The sequence below is a fragment of the Microbacterium stercoris genome (assembly GCF_017592545.1).
GTDB classification, from domain to species: domain Bacteria; phylum Actinomycetota; class Actinomycetes; order Actinomycetales; family Microbacteriaceae; genus Microbacterium; species Microbacterium stercoris.
The window spans coordinates 39,931-61,323 of the sequence record NZ_JAGFOA010000006.1 but is presented as its reverse complement, the minus strand read 5'-3'; the positions used below and the strand labels follow the sequence as shown (position 1 = coordinate 61,323).

27 protein-coding genes are annotated in these 21,393 nt (G+C 71.8%); 25 read left to right on the top strand and 2 right to left on the bottom strand.

Annotated elements, in window-relative coordinates; translation table 11 throughout:
* Positions 1-10 precede the first annotated feature (10 nt).
* Both flgK and J5V96_RS14035 read right to left on the bottom strand, forming a co-directional pair.
* Positions 11-1,420 carry a flagellar hook-associated protein FlgK gene (gene flgK, locus J5V96_RS14040; protein ID WP_208504421.1) on the bottom strand — a complete coding sequence of 470 codons (1,410 nt, stop codon included), beginning with the start codon at positions 1,418-1,420 and terminating at the stop codon, positions 11-13.
* A gap of 54 nt (positions 1,421-1,474) precedes the next feature.
* Complete coding sequence (locus tag J5V96_RS14035) at positions 1,475-1,960, bottom strand: flagellar protein FlgN (protein ID WP_208504419.1); 486 nt, start codon at positions 1,958-1,960, stop codon at positions 1,475-1,477.
* A gap of 269 nt (positions 1,961-2,229) precedes the next feature.
* Between J5V96_RS14035 and J5V96_RS14030 the strand changes: the two genes are divergently transcribed.
* From J5V96_RS14030 to fliQ, 25 genes are all read left to right on the top strand, one after another.
* Positions 2,230-3,039 (top strand): sigma-70 family RNA polymerase sigma factor, encoded by an 810-nt coding sequence (locus J5V96_RS14030; RefSeq protein ID WP_208504417.1) that lies wholly within the window; start codon positions 2,230-2,232, stop codon positions 3,037-3,039.
* A gap of 94 nt (positions 3,040-3,133) precedes the next feature.
* On the top strand, positions 3,134-4,006 hold the full coding sequence (locus J5V96_RS14025; RefSeq protein ID WP_208504414.1) for a flagellin N-terminal helical domain-containing protein: 873 nt from the start codon (positions 3,134-3,136) through the stop codon (positions 4,004-4,006).
* A 134-nt stretch (positions 4,007-4,140) separates the two neighbouring features.
* A complete protein-coding gene (gene fliD, locus J5V96_RS14020; RefSeq protein ID WP_208504413.1) occupies positions 4,141-5,493 on the top strand; it encodes a flagellar filament capping protein FliD in 1,353 nt (450 codons plus the stop codon).
* Positions 5,493-5,993, top strand: a complete 501-nt coding sequence (locus J5V96_RS14015) for a flagellar export chaperone FliS (protein WP_208504411.1) — start codon at positions 5,493-5,495, stop codon at positions 5,991-5,993. Before fliD ends, J5V96_RS14015 begins: the two co-directional genes overlap by 1 nt.
* Complete coding sequence (locus J5V96_RS14010) at positions 5,986-6,264, top strand: hypothetical protein (protein WP_208504410.1); 279 nt, start codon at positions 5,986-5,988, stop codon at positions 6,262-6,264. Before J5V96_RS14015 ends, J5V96_RS14010 begins: the two co-directional genes overlap by 8 nt.
* Before the next feature lie 134 nt (positions 6,265-6,398).
* On the top strand, positions 6,399-6,743 hold the full coding sequence (locus J5V96_RS14005) for a flagellar basal body rod protein FlgB (protein ID WP_208504408.1): 345 nt from the start codon (positions 6,399-6,401) through the stop codon (positions 6,741-6,743).
* Positions 6,740-7,132 (top strand): flagellar basal body rod protein FlgC, encoded by a 393-nt coding sequence (locus J5V96_RS14000; RefSeq protein WP_208504406.1) that lies wholly within the window; start codon positions 6,740-6,742, stop codon positions 7,130-7,132. Before J5V96_RS14005 ends, J5V96_RS14000 begins: the two co-directional genes overlap by 4 nt.
* Entirely contained in the window at positions 7,132-7,440 is a 309-nt protein-coding gene (gene fliE, locus J5V96_RS13995) for a flagellar hook-basal body complex protein FliE (protein ID WP_208504404.1), read from the top strand. The genes J5V96_RS14000 and fliE overlap by 1 nt, the downstream gene beginning before the upstream one ends.
* Positions 7,440-9,071, top strand: a complete 1,632-nt coding sequence (gene fliF, locus J5V96_RS13990; RefSeq protein WP_208504402.1) for a flagellar basal-body MS-ring/collar protein FliF — start codon at positions 7,440-7,442, stop codon at positions 9,069-9,071. The genes fliE and fliF overlap by 1 nt, the downstream gene beginning before the upstream one ends.
* Positions 9,071-10,096, top strand: a complete 1,026-nt coding sequence (gene fliG, locus J5V96_RS13985) for a flagellar motor switch protein FliG (RefSeq protein WP_208504401.1) — start codon at positions 9,071-9,073, stop codon at positions 10,094-10,096. Before fliF ends, fliG begins: the two co-directional genes overlap by 1 nt.
* Positions 10,086-10,733 (top strand): FliH/SctL family protein, encoded by a 648-nt coding sequence (locus J5V96_RS13980; protein ID WP_208504399.1) that lies wholly within the window; start codon positions 10,086-10,088, stop codon positions 10,731-10,733. Before fliG ends, J5V96_RS13980 begins: the two co-directional genes overlap by 11 nt.
* The gene (locus tag J5V96_RS13975; protein WP_208504397.1) at positions 10,730-12,028 is read left to right on the top strand and encodes a FliI/YscN family ATPase; all 1,299 of its coding nucleotides are present in this window, start codon (positions 10,730-10,732) and stop codon (positions 12,026-12,028) included. The genes J5V96_RS13980 and J5V96_RS13975 overlap by 4 nt, the downstream gene beginning before the upstream one ends.
* The gene (locus J5V96_RS13970; protein WP_208504395.1) at positions 12,025-12,459 is read left to right on the top strand and encodes a hypothetical protein; all 435 of its coding nucleotides are present in this window, start codon (positions 12,025-12,027) and stop codon (positions 12,457-12,459) included. Before J5V96_RS13975 ends, J5V96_RS13970 begins: the two co-directional genes overlap by 4 nt.
* Entirely contained in the window at positions 12,456-13,127 is a 672-nt protein-coding gene (locus tag J5V96_RS17110) for a C40 family peptidase (RefSeq protein WP_208504392.1), read from the top strand. Before J5V96_RS13970 ends, J5V96_RS17110 begins: the two co-directional genes overlap by 4 nt.
* Complete coding sequence (locus tag J5V96_RS13960; protein WP_208504390.1) at positions 13,124-14,404, top strand: flagellar hook-length control protein FliK; 1,281 nt, start codon at positions 13,124-13,126, stop codon at positions 14,402-14,404. Before J5V96_RS17110 ends, J5V96_RS13960 begins: the two co-directional genes overlap by 4 nt.
* A gap of 13 nt (positions 14,405-14,417) precedes the next feature.
* Positions 14,418-14,837, top strand: a complete 420-nt coding sequence (locus J5V96_RS13955; protein ID WP_208504388.1) for a flagellar hook capping FlgD N-terminal domain-containing protein — start codon at positions 14,418-14,420, stop codon at positions 14,835-14,837.
* A 32-nt stretch (positions 14,838-14,869) separates the two neighbouring features.
* A complete protein-coding gene (locus J5V96_RS13950) occupies positions 14,870-16,030 on the top strand; it encodes a flagellar hook protein FlgE (RefSeq protein ID WP_208504385.1) in 1,161 nt (386 codons plus the stop codon).
* A gap of 177 nt (positions 16,031-16,207) precedes the next feature.
* Positions 16,208-16,417 carry a flagellar FlbD family protein gene (locus tag J5V96_RS13945; protein ID WP_208504382.1) on the top strand — a complete coding sequence of 70 codons (210 nt, stop codon included), beginning with the start codon at positions 16,208-16,210 and terminating at the stop codon, positions 16,415-16,417.
* A complete protein-coding gene (locus tag J5V96_RS13940; RefSeq protein ID WP_208504380.1) occupies positions 16,417-17,211 on the top strand; it encodes a motility protein A in 795 nt (264 codons plus the stop codon). Before J5V96_RS13945 ends, J5V96_RS13940 begins: the two co-directional genes overlap by 1 nt.
* A complete protein-coding gene (locus J5V96_RS13935; protein ID WP_307793645.1) occupies positions 17,208-18,035 on the top strand; it encodes an OmpA/MotB family protein in 828 nt (275 codons plus the stop codon). The genes J5V96_RS13940 and J5V96_RS13935 overlap by 4 nt, the downstream gene beginning before the upstream one ends.
* A 49-nt stretch (positions 18,036-18,084) precedes the next feature.
* Complete coding sequence (locus tag J5V96_RS17430; protein ID WP_208504376.1) at positions 18,085-19,020, top strand: flagellar motor switch protein FliM; 936 nt, start codon at positions 18,085-18,087, stop codon at positions 19,018-19,020.
* Entirely contained in the window at positions 19,017-19,676 is a 660-nt protein-coding gene (gene fliN / locus J5V96_RS13925) for a flagellar motor switch protein FliN (protein WP_307793644.1), read from the top strand. Before J5V96_RS17430 ends, fliN begins: the two co-directional genes overlap by 4 nt.
* A gap of 3 nt (positions 19,677-19,679) precedes the next feature.
* Entirely contained in the window at positions 19,680-20,228 is a 549-nt protein-coding gene (locus tag J5V96_RS13920; protein WP_307793643.1) for a FliO/MopB family protein, read from the top strand.
* Positions 20,229-20,371: 143 nt separating this feature from the next.
* Entirely contained in the window at positions 20,372-21,124 is a 753-nt protein-coding gene (gene fliP / locus J5V96_RS13915) for a flagellar type III secretion system pore protein FliP (protein WP_372439948.1), read from the top strand.
* Positions 21,121-21,393 carry a flagellar biosynthesis protein FliQ gene (gene fliQ, locus J5V96_RS13910; RefSeq protein ID WP_208504374.1) on the top strand — a complete coding sequence of 91 codons (273 nt, stop codon included), beginning with the start codon at positions 21,121-21,123 and terminating at the stop codon, positions 21,391-21,393. Before fliP ends, fliQ begins: the two co-directional genes overlap by 4 nt.

Sequence of the window (21,393 nt, the reverse complement as noted above, 5' to 3'; positions counted from 1 at the left end):
CCGGGGTGGGTCAGCGGCCGACGAGGCCGGTGCGGTTGATCAGGACGTCGAGGGCCTCGTCGACCGCGGTCAGCACACGCGCGGCGGCCTGGTAGGCGGTCTGGTAGGTCATGAGGGCGATGGTCTCCTCGTCACCGTCGACGCCGGCGACCGACTGCTGCGCCGCCACGCTCGTCACGGCGGCGACCTCGGCCACGCTCGCGCGCTGCGCGTCACCGGCCGTCTGCACGCCGAAGGCGGTGACGAAGTCCGACCAGAGCGTGTCGGGCGATCCCGCCCCGGATCCGAGCTGTGAGATCGCGTCGGCGTTGGAGGCGTCGAGGGCGCCGGCGCCGGGTGCGGCGAGCGCGAGGCCCGCGCCGTTCACGGGCACCACGCCCAGCCCGAGGGCGGCGGGGGTGCCGGCGGAGAGCGAGAAGAAGTCGCCGCCCGGGGCTCCGGAGGCGGTGACGCCGGCGCGGTGCTGCGCGTTGACGGTCGTGGCGAGCGCGGTGGCGAGGCGGTTGTACGTGTCGGCGATCCCCGCGAGCAGGCCGTCTTCGGCGGCGGGGGCGAGAAGGGACAGCGCTCCCCCGAGCTCGCCGCCGACGTGCGGGATCGCATCGGCCGGGCGGTTCTCCCACGCCACCGTGACCGGCGCCCCGTCGGCCAGCCCGAGCGGACCCGAGACCACGAGATGACGCGCGTCGCCCGCGGAGACCAGGGCGTTGCCGTCGATCCGCACCGTCATGGTGCCGTCGGCCTCGACCGTGCCGGTGGCTCCCGCCGCGCGAGCGAGGCGCTCGACGAGCACCCCTCGTCGATCGATGAGCTCGTTGGCCGAACGGCCGGCGTTGAGCGCATCGCGGATGTCCCGGTTGAGGTGCGCAACCTCGTCGGCCGCGCTGTTGATCTCGGAGACCGTGCGGTCGACCCCGTTTCGCGCATCGGTCCACTGCGTGCTCACGGCGGTGTAGCCGGCGGCGATCTGGCCCGCGAGCACGGCCGCGTCGTTGAGGACGACCGCGGCGGCCGCCTCCGAGTCGGGGCTGTTGGCGAGATCCTGCCAGCCGGTCCAGAACTGGGTGAGGCGGTGCGCGAGCCCCTTCTCGGTGGGCTCCGCCATGACGGCCTCGGCGCTGCGGGCGGCCTCGGCCCGCACGGTCCAGAAGCCGGAGGCGCCGAGCGCGTCGCGCACACGCGCGTCCAGCACCGCATCGCCGAGCCGGGTGATGCCGTCGAGGCGCACGCCCTGCCCCGGCACAACGCCCGTCGAGAACCGGCCCGCCTGCGCCACCGCGCCCACCGCGGAGGTGTCCAGGCGCTGGCGGGTGTAGCCGGTGGTCTTCTGATTGGCGATGTTCTGACCCGTGACCTCGATGCCTCGGCGCGCGGCGGCGAGCGCCGAGGCGGCGGTGTTGAGTCCGGTGAAGGTGGACATGGGTCTCCGTCGGGTAGACCGGGCGGTGCGGCGCAGCCGCAGCACCCGGAGGGGTCAGAGGTCGGTGTCGAGGATGCGCGGCGCGGCATCACCGCGGGCGGCGGTGCCACCCGCCGTGTACTCGCCGGGGCCGGCGCCGAGGCCCGCGATGGCCTCCTGCGTGGCACGCACCGCGGCGCGCAGCTGGAGCTCGTTCGCGTCTCGCTGCTGTGCGATCTCATCCGCGAGCTGGGTCATGGCGCGCAGGTGCTCGGAGAACACCTCTCGCCAGGCGTCGGTGGGCGCGTGCTCGATGAGCTGCGCGAGCGTCGCATCGTCGTCGGCGCCCCACTCGTCAGCGAGAGCCGCGACCTCGACGGCGCGCCCGAGGCCCGTCTGCCGGATGCGGTCCAGCACCTGCTCGACCTCGCGCGTGGCGTAGTGGATCCAGCGTGCGCGCCCGGCCGAGAGCAGCAGCTGCTGCTCGTCCAGTTTGAACAGCAGCATCTCCATCAGCTCGCGCTCACGCCACAGCTGAGCCGAGAGCTCGTTGGCACCCATTCGATCGCCTCCTTTCCGGGGCACGACACTCCCATGGGGTGGTGTCTTTCGCCACTATCGGCCCGACCGCCGCTACCGTTACGAGCACCGGTGGGGAGTCCTCCCCATTTGTCCCGAAGGGTGGGACGTCGGATAATCGCGATTTTGTTTGACATCGTGCTTTATCTCGATAGCCTCGCCATTGTCCCACTGTGAGCTTCCCGACTCACCGGCCTTCCCTGGAGGCCCGCCGTACCCCGCCCCGACCCCCCTAAAGAGCGGCAATAACAATGACGACCCGTGCTGAGCGCAACCGCCTCATCGTGGACAACCTCCCCCTCGTCGGCTTCCTCGCCAGCGAGTTGAGTGCTAGGGCCACGCACATCCCTCGCGAGGAGCTCGCCGCAGCCGGGGCACTCGCCCTCGTGCAGGCGGCGGAGGCCTTCGATCCGGATCTCGGTGTGCCGTTCGGGGCGTATGCCCGCCGCCGGATCCTCGGCTCGTTCGCCGATGAGATGCGGTCGATGGACTGGGCGTCACGGGGCATCCGACGCCGCATCAAGGAGACGCTGCAGGTGCGCGACACGCTCGCCGCCGGCCTGGGCCGCACGCCGACGGTCGCCGAGATCGCCTCCGCAATGGGCGTCGCCGCCGAGGTCGTCCGCGAGGCACTCGACGACGCCGACCGCGCCATCGTGCCGATCGATGAGCCCGGCGCCCTGAGTCTCGCGAGCGACCTTCCGCTTCCCGACGAGGCCGCGGCCCTCGGCGAGCGCCGCGAGGTGCTGATGCGCGCGCTCGATGCCCTCCCCGACCGCATGCAGCACATCGTGCGCTCGGTGTACTTCGAGGATCGTCCGGTGAAGGAGATCGCGGAGGAGCTCGGCGTCTCGCACTCCGCCGTGTCCCAGCAGCGCTCGGAGGGACTCCGGCTGATGCGCGACGCGCTCGAGCGCTACTTCGCCGAGGACGCGGGTGTCATCCCCCTGCCCACGTCGAGGGTGTCGGAGAGCACTCGCGAGGCGTTCTTCACGCGCATCGCGACGAACGGCGGACGGCACCTCGCGAACGTCTTCCTGAAGAACGCCGCGGCCCTCTGATCCATCCCTAACCTCCCTCGGCACGCTGCCGATAGATCCCTACGGAGCCCACGGACGGGCTCCATCAGGAATCTCATTCACGGAGGAATTCATCATGGGTATGCAGATCGCTACCAACGTCACGGCCCTCAACGCCTACCGCAACCTGTCGTCGACGCAGAACGACCTGTCGAAGTCGCTGGAGAAGCTCTCGAGCGGCAACCGCATCAACCGCGCTGCGGACGACGCGGCCGGCCTCGCGATCTCCGAGGGCCTGCGCGCGCAGGTCAACGGTCTGAACGTCGCCGCGCGCAACGCCCAGGACGGCATCTCGGTCATCCAGACCGCGGAAGGCGCCCTGACCGAGGTCCACAACATCCTGCAGCGCATGCGCGACCTGGCGGTTCAGGGCGCGAGCGACTCGAACAACGCCGACTCTCGTTCCGCGATCAAGACGGAGGCCGACCAGCTCGGCGCCGAGCTCGCTCGCATCTCGGAGTCGACGAACTTCAACGGCATCAACCTGTTCCAGGCCGGCACCACCGCCGGCCCCGCCGCGCTGACCTTCCAGGTCGGCGCCGACGGCGACGCAGCCTCGGCTGTGTCGGTGAACATGGTCGACCTGGCTGCCGCTCTGACGGGCGTCGTGACGCTCGCCGACGGCACGCTGCCGACGGCTGCGGCCGGCTTCAGCGTCGCGACCAACGCGGCCGCGCAGACGACGATCGAGGCGCTCGACACCGCCATCACTGCCGTCTCGACGGGCCGCGCCGGCCTCGGTGCCGCTCAGAACCGCTTCGAGTCGACGATCAACTCGCTGCAGGTCTCGTCGGAGAACCTCGCGGCCGCCAAGAGCCGCATCGCCGACACCGACATGGCGTCCGAGATGGTCAAGTTCACCGCGGCGAACGTGCTGTCGCAGGCCGGCACCGCCATGCTCGCGCAGGCGAACCAGCAGGGCCAGGGCGTCCTGCAGCTCCTCCGCTGATCGTGATCGCCGGATCCATTCCGGCGCTCTGATCGGCTCCGTCGCCCGGGTGAGGGACAGCGTCCTGCGCCGTCACTCACCCGGGCGCCATCCTCTCTTCACCACCCGCTGTACGCGCACGGAAAGGCGCCGGAATGGGAATCTCGCTCGACGGCCTCGTCTCGGGTCTCGGCACGGCCGCCATGATCGACGCCCTGATGGACGTCGAGGCCATCCCGCGCACCCTCCTGCAGAACAAGATCGACGACCGCGGTCTCGTCATCAAGAATCTGCAGTCCCTGAACACCTCGCTGCAGGATCTCGTCACCCAGGCTCAGAAGGCCGGGAAGACCGATGCCCTCGCCGCGTTCACCGCGACGAGCTCGAGCGACGCCGTGAAGGTCACCGCGACCTCCAGCGCCTCGCCCGTCGCGACGTCCGTCGTCGTCGACCGCGTCGCCACGGCGCAGACCGTCGTCACCGCACCGCGCACCTCCTGGCCCACCGATCCCCCCGTGCTCACGGTGGTGGATGCCGACGGAGTCGCCACGGAGATCCGCCCCTCCTCCACGTCGATGACCGAGGTCGCCCGTGCGATCAACGCGGCCGGTGCGGGCGTCACGGCCTCGGCCGTCGCCGCCGGTGTCGATTCCGAGGGGAAGGCGCTCTACCGTCTGCAGCTCACCGCCACGGAGACCGGATCGGCCGGCGCGTTCCAGGTGCACGCGGATGGTGTGGATCTGGCCACCGAGCCGGGCGCGGCCACCATCACCACGGCGAGCGACGCGCAGGTGCGCCTCTGGGCCGGCACGGCCGCCGAGCAGACGATCACCTCGTCGTCGAACACGTTCACGAACCTGCTCCCGGGCGTCGATCTGACGGTCGTGAAGGCCTCCGCGGATCCGGTCGCCGTGACGGTGGCTGCGGATCCGGACGCGTCGGCCAAGACCGCAGGCGACTTCGTCAAGACCCTCGCCGCCCTGCTCTCCAAGATCGACGCAGGATCGAAGGCCACGGTCGCAAAGCCCGGAGAGAACACGACACTCGGCGTCTACACCGGCGACAGCACGGTGCGCTCGGCGCGCCGCGGCATCGCCGATGCCGTGCAGTTCCCCGTGGACGGCGTCTCGCCCTCGACCATCGGCATCTCCATCGACCGCTACGGCGTGCTCACGTTCGACGCGACGAAGTTCAAGGCCGCACTCGCGGACGATCCTGCGTCGGTGCAGGCGGTGTTCGGCGGGATCGCGAAGAGGGTCGAGACCGTCGCCGACACGTACTCCGACAAGTACGACGGCCTCCTCACCGCCCGCATCACGGGCCAGGAGCGCGAGGTCACCATGCTCGAGAAGACCGTGGACCGCTGGGATGTGCGGCTCGACATGCGTCGTGCGAGCCTCGAGCGCACCTACGCGCGTATGGAGACGATGCTCTCGCAGATGAACTCGCAGGCGGCGTACCTGACCTCGCAGCTCGCCTCGCTCGCCCCGTCCACCCAGGAGAAGTGATGACCCCGTTCGGATCCGCCGCGCACAGCTCCTTCCCCCAGCCGTCGTTCGCGCCGCCCGTCGCGCGGCGCAATGCCGCACAGCAGCAGGCCGCGCAGGCCCGCTACCGCGACGAGGCGATCCTCTCTGCCTCCCCCGAGCGCCTGGTCACGATGCTCTACGACCGCCTGATGCTCGACCTCGAGCGCGGCGAGGCCGCCCAGCGCGCGGGCGAGTGGCACGAGGCGAACGCGCAGCTGCAGCACGCGCAGGCGATCGTGGCCGAGCTGACCTCCTCGCTGACCGACGCCTGGGCGGGCAGCGCCGACCTGCGCTCGATCTACGTGTTCCTCACAACGACCCTGATCGGCGCGAACATCGGCCGCGACGCCGAGCGCACCCGCGCCTGCCGCGACCTCGTCGCGCCGCTGCGCGACGCGTGGCACGCGGCCGCCCAGTCCGTCGCCGACGCCGCAGCGCCCGCGATCGTCACCGCCTTCCCCGCCCACGCCGATGCCTGACGCGCACGCCCGCGCCCTCGCGGAGTGGACCGCCCTCCTCGACGACTTCGAGCGCGCCGTGCAGTCCGACGAGTTCGCCGAGTGGCGCCCGGCGCGCCACCCGCTGCCCGCCGAGCTCGCCCCCCGCGCGCGCCGCATCCTGGCCGCCCAGCACCGGCGCGTCGCCGAGCTCACGCGAGAGCGCGACGAGGCCGCCGCGCACCTCAGCGCCCTCCGCCTCGTTCCCGCCGCTCCCGCGGAGCATCCGGCGTACATCGACCTCGCCGGGTGACACTCCCGGATCCGGCTCGACGGTCGTGATCTAACCACGCGCGCGATCCGGCCGATAGATCCTCTTGAGCAGGGATCGCTCACCCCCTCAGGCCACGGATCGGCCGAACCGCTCTCTCTCGAAAGCGTCGTCTCGTGTTCGATTCCGTCACCATCAGTGCCCTCACGAGCGCCCTTGACGGCTTGTCGCAGCGTCAGCGCGCCATCGCCGACAACATCGCGAACGTGAACACCCCGGGCTACCGGGCCACACGCGTGCAGTTCGAGGAAGCGCTCGCGCAGTCCGTCGCGGAGGGATCCGGTCGCGTCTCCCCCACGAGCCAGAAGTCGCTCGAGCCGACGCGGCTCGACGGTAGCAACGTGAACCTCGACACCGAAACCCTCTCGAACATCGACACCGTGCTGCGGTATCAGTTCGCCACGCAGTCGATCGGCGGCTCGTTCACCTCGGTGCGCACGGCGATGCGGACGAGCTCGTGACCTTCGACGCGATCGGCATCGCCGGCACGGGGCTCACCGTGCACCGCAAGTGGCTCGATGCACTCAGCGACAACATCGCCAACATCAACACGGCGGCCCCCACCTCGGGCGCCGCGTTCCAGGAGCGCTACGTGGTCGTCGAGAACGACCCCTCCTCCCCCGGTGTCTATGTCGCGGGCATCGAGCTCGGCGACGGCGAAGGCCGGATGGTGTACCAGCCCGACCATCCGCTCGCCGATGACGACGGCTACATCCGGATGCCCGACATCGACCTCGGCGACCAGATGAGCCAGCTCATCCTCGCCCAGCGCGGCTACGAGGCGAGCGCCGCCGTCGTGGACCGCGCGAAGACCACCTACGAAGCCGCCCTCCAGATCGGACGCAGCTGATGCCCGTCTCCCCCATCGACTCCCTGTCCGGCGCCGCCGGCGTGACCGCGCCCGCCGCACCCACCCGCCCGGTCGCGGAGACCGACGGCGCCGCGTTCGGCGACGCGATCACCGGCGCCGTCGACGAGCTGCGCCGCCTGCAGTCGACCTCGAACGAGCTCGCCGTGAAGGCTGTCACCGGCGACCTCACCGACATCCACGCCGCGATGATCGCCTCCACGCGGGCCTCCGTCACCATGGAGCTCGTCGCCGCCGTTCGCAACAAGGGCGTCGAGGCGTTCACCGAGATCATGAGGATGCAGGCCTGATGCCTCAGGCAGTGCAGAACGTCTTCCAGCGGCTCGGCCAGGCGATCTCGAGCTTCACGATCGCGCAGCGCACGATCGCGCTCATCGGCGTCGCGGTGCTCGCCCTGGGCGCGGTCGCGCTCGGCAGCTGGATGACACGCCCCCAGCTGGCGCCGCTGTTCACCGGTCTCACGGCATCCGACGCGAACGCCATCGTCGAGCAGCTGCGTTCATCGGGCGTGCAGTACGAGCTCGCCGACGGCGGCGCGACGGTCATGGTGCCGCAGGGCGACGTCTACGACCAGCGCCTCACCGCCGCGGCCGCGGGCCTGCCGAGCGGCGTCTCCGACGGCTACACGCTGCTCGACGACATGGGTGTCACCACGAGCGAGTTCCAGCAGTCGGTCACCTACAAACGCGCGATCGAGGGCGAGCTCGCCCGCACGATCTCCTCGGTCGAGGGCGTCAGCGCGGCATCCGTGCAGCTGGCGATCCCGGAGGAGAGCGTCTTCGTCTCGGAGACCGTCGACCCGACGGCCTCGGTCTTCGTCGAGACGGGCGGCGGATCGGCCCTCGCCGCCAAGCAGGTCGAGGCGATCGTGCACCTGACCTCCGCGGCGATCAGCGGCATGAAGCCCGAGAACGTGGCGGTCATCGACCAGACCGGCCGCACGCTGTCGGCGGTGGGCGTCGGAACGAGCGGCAGCACGGACCAGCAGGCGAACGACTACGAGGCGCACGTCGCGAGCGGCATCCAGGAGATGCTCGACCGCGTCGTCGGAGCCGGCAACGCGACCGTCACGGTCGCCGCCGAGATGTCGAACCAGACGAGCGAACGCACCTCCGAGACCTACACCCGGCCGGAGGGGGACGAGGAGACGCTCACCTCCGACGAGCAGACGCGCTCGGAGAGCTACACGGGCGGCGCCGGCGGCACGGGAGTGCTCGGCCCCGACAACATCGCGGTGCCCGACGGCGCCAACGGCGGCAACTACACGTCGACGGAGACCACCCGCAACAACCTCGTCGACAAGTCGACCGAGGTCGTCACGACCCCCGCGGGCGCCGTCGAACGTCAGACCGTGTCGGTGGCGGTCGACACGGCCGCGATGAAGGGCATGAGCGCGCAGGCGATCGAGGATCTGGTCGCCACGGCCGCGGGCCTCGACACCGGTCGAGGCGACCGGGTCACCGTGCAGGCGATGCCCTTCAGCACGGTCGACGCCGATGCCGCGAAGCAGGCGCTGCTCGAGGCCAAGGAGGCCGAGGAGGCAGAGCGCGCCCAGGAGCTGCTGCGCACGGGGCTGATCTCGGCCGCGATCGCGCTGCCGCTGATCATCGGCGCGGTGCTGCTGGGCGTGCGTCGTCGCCGTGCTGCCGCCGATCCGATGCCCGCTCCCCTGGAGCTCACCGCCGAGACCATGCTTCTCGATGCGCTCGCCGACGACCCGATCACGCTGCAGCCCTCGGCCCCGGCGATCGAGCCCCTGCCGACCGCGCGGCTCGAGCTCGACCCCGACGACGAGCCCGAGGAGCCGGAGCAGGTGTCGCTCGAGCGCCAGCGCCATGACCTCGAGGCACTGGCGCGCCGCGACCCGCAGAAGACCGCCGAAGTGCTGCGCACGCTGATGCTCGATCGGGTGGAGGGCTGATGAGGACCGTCGACCCCCTGTCCCCTCCGCTCACCGGACCGCAGACGGCCGCGGTGGTGCTGATGAACCTCGACCGCGCACGCGCCGTCGAGGTGATGAAGCACCTCTCCGAGCAGGAGGCCGAGGAGCTCGCCGCCGAGATCATCCGGATGCGCCGCCTCGACGCCGGCACGACCACCCGCGCCCTGCGCGACTTCCACCGCATCGCGCAAGGGCGCGTGTCGCCGGGCCGCGGCGGCCGCGACGTCGCCGCGGGGCTGCTCGAGGCCTCGTTCGGCGCCGAGCGCGCCGCGGGCGTTCTCACCCGCGTGACCTCCTCGATGGCGGGCACCTCGCTCGACTTCCTCAACGTCGCGGATCCGGCGCAGCTCGCCGCCCTTCTCGACGGCGAGCTGCCGCAGACGATCGCCCTCGTGCTCGCGCACCTGCGCACGGGGCACGCCGCCGAGGTGCTGGCGACCATCCCGGATCCGCTGCGCACCGACGTCGCGCAGTCGATCGCGACCATGGGCACCGCCACCCAGGAGGCCATCGCGGTGGTCGCCGAGACCCTGCGCTCGCGCACGGGGGTCTTCGCCACGCGCGAAGCGACCGAGGCGGTGGGCGGCGTGCAGCAGGTCGTCGAGATCATCAACCGCTCCGACGCGGCCGTCGAGAAGGCGCTGCTGTCGAGCCTCGAGGATCGCGATATCGCACTGGCCGAGGACATCCGCTCGCGTATGGTCACCTTCGCCGACATCGTGAAGCTCGAGGACCGCGACGCGCAGCGCGTGCTGCGCGGGGTCGAGATCCGGGTGCTCGCGCTCGCCCTCAAGGGCGCGAACCAGGGCATCGCCGATGTCATCCGCAAGAACGTCTCCGAGCGCAACCGCGAGCTGCTCGAGGACGAGATCCGCGTCCTGGGCCCCGTGCGCATGTCGCAGGTCGAGGAGGCGCGCGCCGAGATCGTGCGCACCATCCGCTCGCTCGCCGGATCGGGCGACATCACGGTCCACCGCACGGATGAGGACGAGATTGTCTTCTGAGACCGCATCCGGATCCACCTCCCCGTCCCGCGGCGCCTCACGGTTCCGCGAGGTGGTGTTCCCGCGCATCTCCGGCCGCTCGGCCGAGCTGGAGCGGGAGTTCGAGGCGGCGCGCGTGCGCGGCTACGCCGCGGGCCATGCGGAGGGCATGCGCATGGCGGCCGAGGCCGCCGCGCTGATCCGCGAGGAGGCGCAGCTCGAGCGCGAGACCCAGCGCCTCTCGGTCGAGCGCCGCCTCAGCAGCACGCTGGTCGCCCTCGAGGAGGCGGCGCTCGCGCTCGCCGAGCGCGAGCGCGCCGTGATCGCCCCGGCACAGCGCACGCTCGAGGCGCTCGCGATCGAACTGGCCGAAGCCGTGCTCGGCGCCGCGCTGGCCGACCCCGAGATCGCCGCGCGCGCGGCGCTCCAGCGCGCGCTGAGCCAGGTCGACCCGGCCGAGGTGCGCGAGGTGCGCCTGCACCCCGATGACCTCGCACTGCTGCAGGAGAACGGCGTTTCGCCCGAGGGCGTGACAGTGGTGCCGGATGCCGCGCTCGCGCCCGGCGATGCGCTCGTCCTCGTCCCGGACGGGTCGATCGATGCGCGCGTGGCGAGCGCCTTCGAACGCGCTCGTGCGGCTCTCGGGGAGCTGACGTGAGCTGGGGCGCGGTGCTCGAGGCCGCACGCCCGGAGCGCGTTGGCTCGGTCTCCGAGGTGCTGGGCCTGGGCGCCGAGGTGCGAGGCCTGCGCGGCGCGGTCGGCGACCTCGTCCACCTGGGCGACGACCCGCGCGTGGCCGCCGAGGTCGTGGCGACGAGCCCCTCCGGCATGCGTGTGATGCCGCTGGGCACCGTGTCCGGCCTCACCGCCGGAGCGCCCGCCCGTTCCGCGGGTGGGCCGCTGCGGGTGCCCGTGGGGCCGGCGCTGCTCGGCCGCGTGCTCGACGGGCTCGGCCGGCCCATCGACGGGCGTGGACCCCTGGATGCCCCTCGCGCAGGGCTCGACAACGAGCCGCCGTCGGCCATGAACCGCGCGCGCATCGAGGTGCCGCTGTCGGTGGGCGTGCGCGCGGTCGATGCACTCAACACGGTCGGCCGCGGCCAGCGCATGGGGCTGTTCGCCGGATCGGGCGTGGGCAAGTCGTCGCTGCTTTCGATGATCGCGCGCGGCACCGATGCCGAGGTCAGCGTCATCGCCCTCATCGGCGAGCGCGGTCGCGAGGTGCGTGAGTTCCTCGAGGACGACCTCGGCCCCGAAGGCCTCGCCCGCTCGGTCGTCGTCGTCTCGACCTCCGACCAGCCCGCGATGGCGCGCCTGCGTGCGGCGTTCACGGCCACGCGGATCGCGGAGTCGTTCCGCGACGAGGGCGCGCACGCCATCCTGATGATGGACTCCCTCACGCGCGTGGCCATGGCCCAGCGCGAGATCGGCCTGTCGGCCGGCGAACCTCCGGCCACCCGCGGCTACCCGCCGTCCACGTTCTCGGTGCTCGCGCGCCTGCTCGAGCGTGCCGGCACCGGCACGCGCGGATCCGTCACGGGCCTGTACACGGTGCTGGTCGACGGCGACGACCACAACGAGCCGATCGCGGACTCGGCCCGCTCGATCCTCGACGGCCACATCGTGCTCGACCGCGCGCTCGCGCTGACGGGCCATCACCCGGCCATCGACGTGCTCGGATCCGTCTCCCGCGTCGCCGGCAAGATCACCACCGCCGAGCAGCGTCGCCTCGCCACCACCCTGCGCACGGTGCTCGCGGCACGCCGGGAGGTGCGCGACCTCATCGACATCGGCGCCTACCAGCCGGGCGCGAATCCGCGCGTCGATGCGGCCGTCACCCACGAGCGAGCCATCTCGGCGTTCCTCACCCAGGGCCTCGACGAGGCCTGCCCCGGCGCCGAGGCGTGGCGCCGACTCGATCAGCTCATCGCGTCGTTCGGAGATCTCTCATGAGCACCTTCACCCTCGCAGGCCTGCTGCGGCTGCGCACCGTGCAGCAACGGCAGGCCCAGGAGCGCCTCTCTCGCGCCCAGATCGCGGCGAACCAGGCCGAGGCCCGCGAGCGCCGCGCCCGCGCCGCCCTGTCGGACCAGGCGGACTCCGCCGCCGACGTGCGCACGCTCGCCGCCATCGCGGCCTCGCGCGCCGCGGCCCGCGCGAGCCTCGCCGATCTCGCGGTGCTGACGGGCACCTCGACCGAGGAGCTCGAGCTCGCCCGCCGCGAGCACGCCGAGGCCAAGCGCGCCGCGCGCGGTCTCGAGAAGCTCGAGGAGTCGTTCCGCGACAGGGAGCGGCACGAGCAGGTGCGCCGCGAGCAGTCCGCGATCGATGAGATCGCCACGAACCGCTGGATGGCGCCGGGTCAGAGGGAGGGGGCCGCGTGAGTCTCGCGACCGCAGCCGACCGGATCGGCGCCATCCAGACGATGATCCAGGAGCTCCGGCAGGTGCCCGCCGCCGCGGAGCCTGCCGCGGCATCCGCCCCCGCCTCGTCCCCCGTCTCGGCGACATCGGCGACGGTCTTCGGATCGGTCCTGGCCGACGTCGCCGGCGGATCCGTCACCGGATCCGACATCGTCGAGCAGGCCAAGACCTACTTGGGCGTGCCGTACGTTTTCGGCGGCGAGGACGCGAGCGGCATGGACTGCTCGGGGCTCGTGCAGCGGGTGATGGCCGACCTCGGCATCGACGTGCCGCGCGTTGTGCAGGATCAGGCCGACGTGGGCACCGAGGTGGCCTCGCTCGCCGAGGCGCAGCCGGGTGATCTGCTCGTCACGAAGGGCGAGGGCCACATCGTGATCTACGCCGGGGACGGCAAGATCATCCACGCCCCGCGCCCGGGCAAGGACGTGCAGCTCGTCGACAACTACCTCGGCCCCGAGGACATCTCGACGATCCGCCGGCTCGCCTCGAGCGCGCCCGCGGTGGCGGCGGCACCGGCCGCGGCGGCGACGCCCGCGGCGCAGGCGACGCCCGCCATCGACCAGACACAGCTGCTGTCGCTGATGCAGAGCATGTTCCTGCAGCAGGCGGGCGGAGGGCTCTTCGGATGACCCTGATCACCTTCTCCGGCGGGCTCGCGCCCGCCCCGGCTCCGGGCTCGGGCTCGGGGGCCTCGAGCGATTCGGGCGCCTCGAGTGAGTTCGACGACCTGCTCGCCGCCCTCGACGCCGACGCGACGCAAGGCGCCGACCCGGCGCAGGGGGCTGGCGCGGCGCAGGGGGCTGGCGCGGCGGTGGTCCCCGCGGCTGCGGCTCCGCTACCCGTCCCGCCGGGGCAGGGCGCGCCCGCCGCGCCCGCGACGACCGCGCCTTCACCCGCGCCCGCACCCGCGGCTGGCGAGACCCTCCCCCCTCGCTCGTCGAGCGAGCAGGCCGAGCCCACACACCCCGCGTCGACGACCGACGCTGCGCCCGCTCCCCCGGCCATCACGCTGCCCGCCATCGCGCCGCCCGCGGCCGTGATCGCCGCCGTCGTGGGTGACAAGCCCACCGGTACCCCCGGCGCGGACGCCGCGAGCGCAGGCGAAGCCGTCGCCGAGTCGGCCACCGCCGCGAGCGCAGGGCGCCTCGTCTCGGATCGCTCAGCCGACGTGCGAGGAGGTGCCGCCGCTCCGGCCGTCGCCCGCGGCGGCGAAGGCGTGCCGCCGGGCCGGGCCGACTCCACCCCGGCGCTGGCCCCGGCCGCGGCTCCGGCTCCGGCCCCGGCTCAGCCCGTGACTCTCCCTGCGCCCGAGAGCCTCCCCTCCCCCGTCCCGAACCCGTCGCCGTCGCCGCAGCGCGACGACCGTGAGGGCGCGCCGGTCGTGAGAGCCGACGCCGCCGCACCGGCTGCCGCGCCCGGTCCGGCGCTCGTGGGAGCGCCGACGACCGCCCCGGTTCTGGCTCCGACTCCCGCTCCGGCTGCCGCCCCCGCCCCGCCGCTTCCGGCCCAGCTCACGCCGCCGCTCGTGGCGCTCGCGAAGGCGCCCGAGGGAACGCACGAGCTCACGCTCACCGTCACGCCCGAGGACCTCGGGCCCGTCACCGTGCGCGCGCACATCTCCGCCGACGGCATCCGCATCGAGCTCGCCGCGCCCTCCGACGCGGGGCGCGACGCGCTCCGGCAGGTGCTCAGCGACCTGCGTCGCGACCTCGCGGCCGCGGCGCCGAACGCCACGCTCAGCCTGGCCACCGGCGACGCCCCGCAGCAGCAGGCCGCGCCGCGCGACCAGCAGACACCCTCGCCCGTGCCGCGCCGCGAGCCGCAGCCGACCCCGCAGCCGGAGCACGAGCATCCGGTGACGCCCCGCTCCCCGTTCACCCCCGCGTCGTTCGACGTGCTCGCCTGATCCGAGGTCATCCATGCCCACTGATCCCGTCGCCGCCACCGGTCTCTACACCGGCAGTGTCGGCAAGCCCACCGAGCGCAAGCAGACGCTCGACTCGGAGGTCTTCCTGCAGCTGCTCGTCACACAGCTGAAGAACCAGGATCCGAGCTCGCCCATGGACACCAACGAGATGATCGCGCAGTCGACCCAGCTCGCCACCATGGAGCAGCTCACCGCCCTGACGGCCACCGCGAACGAGACGTTCGCCCTCACGATGCGCCAGACGGCCGCCGACCTCGTGGGGCGTCAGGCCACCTACCTCGACGCCGACGACAAGACGCACACGGGTCTGGTCACCTCGGTGTCGTTCGCGACAGCCACCCCCCAGGTCATGTTCGGCGACGTCGCCGTTCCCCTCGACAAGGTCTCGGGCGTCGTCGCTCGCGCCTCCTGATCCCCCGAACCTCCTCCAGAAAGAAGCCAGCCATGCTCCGCTCTCTCTACTCCGGCATCTCGGGTCTGCGCTCGCACCAGACGATGCTCGATGTCACCGGAAACAACATCGCCAACGTCAACACGACCGCGTTCAAGGCGTCGTCGGTCGAGTTCCAGGACACGCTCTCGCAGCTCGTGCGCAACTCCACGCTGCCGCAGCAGACGCAGGGCGGCTCCAACCCCGCCCAGGTCGGCCTCGGCGTGCAGGTCGCCGCCATCTCCACGAACTTCGCCCAGGGCGCGGCGCAGTCGACCGGCGTGCCCACGCACCTGATGATCGCGGGCGACGGATTCTTCGTCGTCAAGACCGGCGCCGAGACCGCCTACACCCGCAACGGCGCGTTCTCCTTCGACGCGCAGGGCCGGATGGTCTCGTCCGACGGCGCGTTCGTGCAGGGCTGGACCGCCCAGAACGGCGTCATCGCCGCGGGCGCGGCCACGGGCAACATCACGCTGCCGGTGGGCGCCGTCTCGCCCGCCGCGGCCACGACGGCGGCCAAGGTCACGGGCAACCTGCCCTCGAACGCGGCCACGGGCGAGAAGCTCGTGCGCGATGTCACCGTCTACGACGCCGAGGGCACATCCGACACGCTCTCGCTCACCTTCACCCGCACCGCGGGCGGCTGGGACGTCTCGACGGCAGGCGGCGCCACGACCAGCCTGACCTTCGCCAACGGCGCCCTCACCTCCGGCGGCACACTCACGGCCGGTCCGATCACCGTGGACCTCACCGCGGTCACGGGCTTCGGCGAGCTCTCGACCGTCGCGCTCGGCGGCCAGAACGGGCGCCCGGCCGGCACGCTGCAGTCGTACGCGCTGTCCGAGGACGGCAGCCTCGTCGGCACGTTCAGCAACGGCACCACCGAGGTCCTGGCCCGCGTCTCGCTGGCCACCTTCGTCAACCCGTCGGGTCTCGAGAAGACCGGATCGTCGCAGTACCGTCCGACGGTCAACTCGGGTCAGCCGGCCATCGGCCAGGCGGGCGTCGACGGCATGGGCGAGCTCATCTCGGGAGCGCTCGAGATGTCGAACGTCGACCTCTCGCAGGAGTTCACCAACCTGATCGTCGCCCAGCGCGGCTTCCAGGCCAACGCCCGCATCATCACCACCAGCGATGAGGTGCTGCAGGAGCTCACCAACCTCAAGCGCTGATCCACGACGACAAGGGCGCGGCACCGGATCACCGGCGCCGCGCCCTTTCGTGTGCGGGCTCAGAGGCTGAGCAGCACCTTCGTCGCCCGGCGCCTAACCCGCGGAGCGCTCCAGCCGACAGTCCCAGGGGACGGACCAGGACGGACCGTCTGCACGGCATTCCAGGATGGAGCCCCCATGATCGTCGTCACGCGTCTGAATCGCGCGCGGTTCGCCGTGAATCCCGACCTCATCGAGCGGATTCACGAGTCACCCGACACCACGCTCGTGATGGTCGACGGGGCCACCCTGATCGTGCTCGAGAGCATGGATGAGATCGTCGATCGCATCGTGTCGTTCCGCGCGCGTGTGCTGCAGACGGCGTCCTCGTCGGGGATGAGGCTCTGATGGACATCGCCTTCCTCCTCGGCCTCCTCCTGGCGCTCGGATCGCTGTACGCGGCGATCACGATCGAGCACGCCAGCCTCTCGGCCCTGTTCCTCCCCGGACCGATGGTGCTCGTCTTCGGCGGCACCATCGCCGTGGGGATCGCGAGCGCCACCCTGCGCGACTCGATCGCCGCGGTCAAGGCGCTCCCCCGTGCGATCACGGGCGACAAGCGCACCGCGGCGTCGATGATCGACCAGGTCGTGCTCTTCGCGGAGAAGGCGCGAGCCGAGGGCCTGCTCTCGCTCGAGCAGCTCGTGCCCGACACCGACGACGCGTTCGTCAAGCAGGCCCTGCAGAGCATCGCCGACGGGCAGGACGCGGATGACCTGCGCATCATGCTCGAGGACGAGATCTCGTCGACGGCAGCCCGCAACCGCACGTCCGCGAAGTTCTTCGCCACGCTCGGCGGGTACGCCCCCACGGTCGGCATCATCGGCACCGTGGTCTCCCTCACCCACGTGCTCGAGCAGCTCGATGACCCCTCGTCGCTCGGCCCCATGATCGCGGCCGCGTTCGTTGCGACCCTGTGGGGCCTGCTGTCGGCCAACTTCCTCTGGCTGCCCATCGGCAACCGCCTGCAGCGCCTCGGCGAGCTCGAGCTCGAGCGCATGACGCTCGTGATGGAGGGCATGCTGGCCGTGCAGGCGGGCGCGCCGCCGCAGCTGGTGGAAGAGCGCCTGCAGGCCCTGGTGTCGGATCGCCCGCGTGCGAAGGCGCCGAAGCCGGCGCCGGAGCTGATCGAGGCGCCGTGAGCGTGCATCGCGGCAGGCGTCGCGCGGCGTCTGCGCACGGCGACGGGGGCCACGACGGTCCTGACGAGCGCTGGATGGCCTCGTACCTCGACATGATCACGGTGCTCATGTGCCTGTTCATCGTGCTGTTCGCGATGTCGACCGTCGACCAGAAGAAGTTCGAGCAGCTGCGCGACTCGCTCGCGACCGGCTTCGGCCAGGAGCAGAGCGAGGAGGCCGACACCGCCGGGCTCGTTCTGCCGCCCGAGCTGCGGGCCGAGGACGCCGGCCACGCGGCCAACATGGACGCGGACCTGCTGGCCGCTCAGGCCGAGGTGTCCGATCTCGAGCAGCTTCGCGCGCGGCTCGAGGGGGCCCTCGACGCACGGGGTCTCGCCGGCACCGCCGAGTTCACGATCGACGACCGCGGGCTGACGGTGGGACTGATCGGCGCGGAGACCTTCTTCGCGACGAACAGCACCGAGCTCAGCGGCAAGGCCATCGCCGTGCTCGATGCCCTCTCGCCCGACCTGCGGGGCGTTCCCAACGAGATGTCGATCGAGGGACACGCCGACCAGCGGCAGTCGTCCGCGCCGTTCCCGACCAACTGGGAGCTGTCCTCGGGCCGCGCGACCCAGGTGCTGCGCCACCTCGTCGAGGTCGGCGGCCTCCCGGGTCCTCACATCCAGGCGGTGGGCTTCGGGTCCGAGCGCCCGATCGCGGAGGGCACTGACGACGCGGCTCTGGCCCGCAACCGCCGCGTCGACATCGTGGTGCTCTCGGACGCCGACGAGGAGGTGCGGGCGCTGATTCCGGATCTGGTGGGCACGGCACCCCACACCTGAGACACGCCGATCGCTTACGCGCCCTCGCCTCCGCCCGATAGTCGGGTTCGTGAGGATCGAGGAGCGCGCGCCCGGCCATGCCCCGGCAGAGGCCGAACGGCGCATCGAGGTGTACGACTTCGGTCGTCCCGCCACGCTCGCGCGCGAGCACGCGCGGGCGCTCGAGCTCGGCTTCGAGACGTTCGCGCGCCAGTGGGCGACGCAGCTGACCGACAAGGTGCGTGTGCGCGCGCACGTCGGTCTCGAGCAGGTCTCGCTCACCACGTACGGCGACTACGCCGGATCGCTGCCGTCGACCACAACGATCGTGGCGTGCGGCGTGCCCGACAGCGAGCCCAACACCATCGTGCAGTTGCCGCTGTCGGCCGCGCTGTCGTGGATCATCCAGATGGTCGGCGGACGCGCCGTCGACGTCGTCGACGAGCGCGCCCTCACCCCGATCGAGCAGGCGCTCATCCGCCACCTCGTCACGGACGCCCTCGAGGGCCTCTCCACCGCGCTCGGCGGCCTGCTCCCGCGAGGCCTGGCGGTGGCCGGCATCCAGTACAGCCCCCAGTTCGCCCAGCTCGCATCGGCCGGCGACCCGGTGATCATCGCGCGCTTCTCCCTGCGTCTGGGCGAGCGCACGGTGCCGGCGAGCATCATGCTGCCCGCGGGGCCGGTCATCGACCGCCTCTCGAGCGCGACCCCGGCCGCCCCCGTCGAGAACGCGCCCGCGCTGATCCGGCGCCAGGTCGAGGAGACGGCGGTCGAGCTGGCTGTGCGCCTGACCCCGCATCGGGTGCACCCCGCCGACATCCTGGGCCTCTCCGTCGGCGATGTGCTGCGCCTGCCCCACGCCGCAGACCGCCCCCTCGACCTCGTGGCGGGCGATGTGCCCGTCGCGACCGCCGCCGTCGGCACGAGCGGCGCACGCCTCGCGTGCGTCGTCACCGCCATCACGGCGTCCCACGACCACGCAGCCCATTCTGAGGAGCTCCGGTGACCCCCACCGCCCACGAGTCCGCCGTCGCCGCCGCGTTCGCGTCGCGCATGCCGACCACCGCCGAGATCAGCGCTCGCGCCTCGCACGCGTCGGGTGACACCGGCGACGCGGTCATCGCGTCCTATGTCGGCGATGCGAGTGCCGAGATCGCCGCGCTGATCCTGGATCCGTCGGCGCTCGCCGACGGTGTTCCGGATGCCTCTCTCGCCGATCGCCTGCACGCGTCGGTCGATGCCGCGGCGTCGACGCTCGGCCCGGGCGTGCTCGGCGAGGTGCGCATCGGAGACGCCTCAGCCCTGTTCTCGCACCCCGAGGCCCAGATCTTCGACCTGCAGGACGAGACCAACCGCACCGTCGGCCGCCTCGCGGTGCGCGTGACGCGTCCCACAACCACCGGGTCGCTCTCCTCCTCCCGCCGCCTGCAGCGCATCGCGGGCATCGAGATGGACCTGACCGTCGAGATCGGCCGCACCCGCATGGCCGTGCGCGACGTGCTCGATCTGTCGCCCGGCGCCGTGGTCGAGCTCGACCGCTCGGCCGGCGCTCCCGCGGACATCAAGCTCAACGGGCGACTGATCGCGCACGGCGAGATCGTCGTCGTCGATCAGGACTACGCGGTGCGCATCACGCGCATCCTCGAGAACGCCGAGGTCTGATCGGTGGACGACCTGCTGCTCGGCCTGCGCGTCGCGGTCTCGCTCGCGGCGGTGCTCGGCGTGCTCTGGTTCCTGCAGCGTCGCCTCACCAAGGGCACCGGCGCCTCAGGCCGCACCCGCCGAGGCCTCGGCCGCCGGGGCGACGGCATCCAGGTCGTCTCGCGTCAGGGCATCGGCCCGAAGGCGCAGCTCGTCGTCGTCGACGTCGAAGGCACCCGCTACGTGCTGGGCGTCACCGAGCAGGGTGTCTCGGTCATCGACCGCGCACGCGCACAGGCCCCCGACGAGGTCGCCGGATCGGATCTGGTCGCGTCGTTCGAGAAGCTGCTCGCGGAGGCCGCGACGCAGCCCGCACCCCTCCCGCAGTCCCCGGTCGCCGAGGTGCCCGAGGCCGGCGACGCCGATGCCGGCGAGGCCGAGTCGCCCCTTCCGCTGCGTCGCCGCGACCGCCGCACGACGCAGCCGCTGCCGGCCGCTGATCCGCTCGCCGGATCGATCCTCTCCCCCGCCACCTGGCGTCAGACCGCCCAGGCTCTCGGCCTGCGCCGCTGATCCTGCTCGCCACCGCCATGTCCCTCCTCCGCGCGCGTCCGCTCGCCGCCCGGCGCCTGCAGGTGTCTCGCGCGCAGCTGGGCGAGTGGGTGGTGCGCGCGGCCGTTGTCGCGGCGCTCGCAGCCCTGGTGACCGTGGTCACGATGATCCTGTCGCCCGCGATGGCGCACGCCGCTCCCGTGCCGCCGACGGATCCCGTGCCGCCCACCCAGGCGCCGGCCGAGGGCGTGTCGATCGACATCAACGGCATCGACGGCACCCCGTCGTCATCGATCCTGACGCTGCTGGGCATCACGCTGCTGTCGGTCGCGCCGGCGATCCTGCTGATGATGTCGTCGTTCACGAAGATCTTCGTGGTGCTCGCGATGGCACGCAACGCCCTGTCGCTGCCCTCGATCCCGCCGAACCAGGTGCTCGCGGGGCTGTCGCTGTTCCTGTCGCTGTTCATCATGTGGCCGGTGCTGACCGACATCAACACGGTTGCGGTGCAGCCGTACGTCGACGGCGCGCTCACCTTCCAGCAGGCGTTCGATCTCGGCCAGGGTCCGCTGCGCGAGTGGATGCTGCAGTACACCCGCGAGGAGGATCTCGCGCTCCTCACGCGCGCCGCCGATCAGCCGAACCCGGATGATCCGGCCACTGTGCCGATGTACACGCTGATCCCCGCGTTTATGATCTCGGAGCTGCGCGCCGCCTTCATCATCGGGTTCGTCATCTTCGTGCCGTTCCTGATCATCGACCTCGTGGTCGCGTCGGCGCTGATGGCGATGGGCATGATGATGCTGCCGCCCGTGATGATCTCGCTGCCGTTCAAGATCCTGCTGTTCATCCTGGTCGACGGGTGGGGACTGATCATCACCTCTCTCCTCGAGTCGTACGCGGGCGGTGGCGGATGAGCCCCGAAGCGGTCATCGACATCGGCATGCAGGGCCTCATCGTGGCGGCCAAGCTCGCCGCTCCCCTGCTGATCACGGCGCTCGTCGTCGGCTTCGCGATCTCGCTGCTGCAGTCGATCACGCAGGTGCAGGAGGTCACCCTCTCCTTCGTGCCGAAGGCCATCGCGGTCGCCATCGCGCTGCTCGTGTGCGGCAACTGGATGATCGCCGAGATCGTGAGCTTCACGACGGAGATGTTCGCGCGCATCCCGCAGCTGCTGGCGGGATGA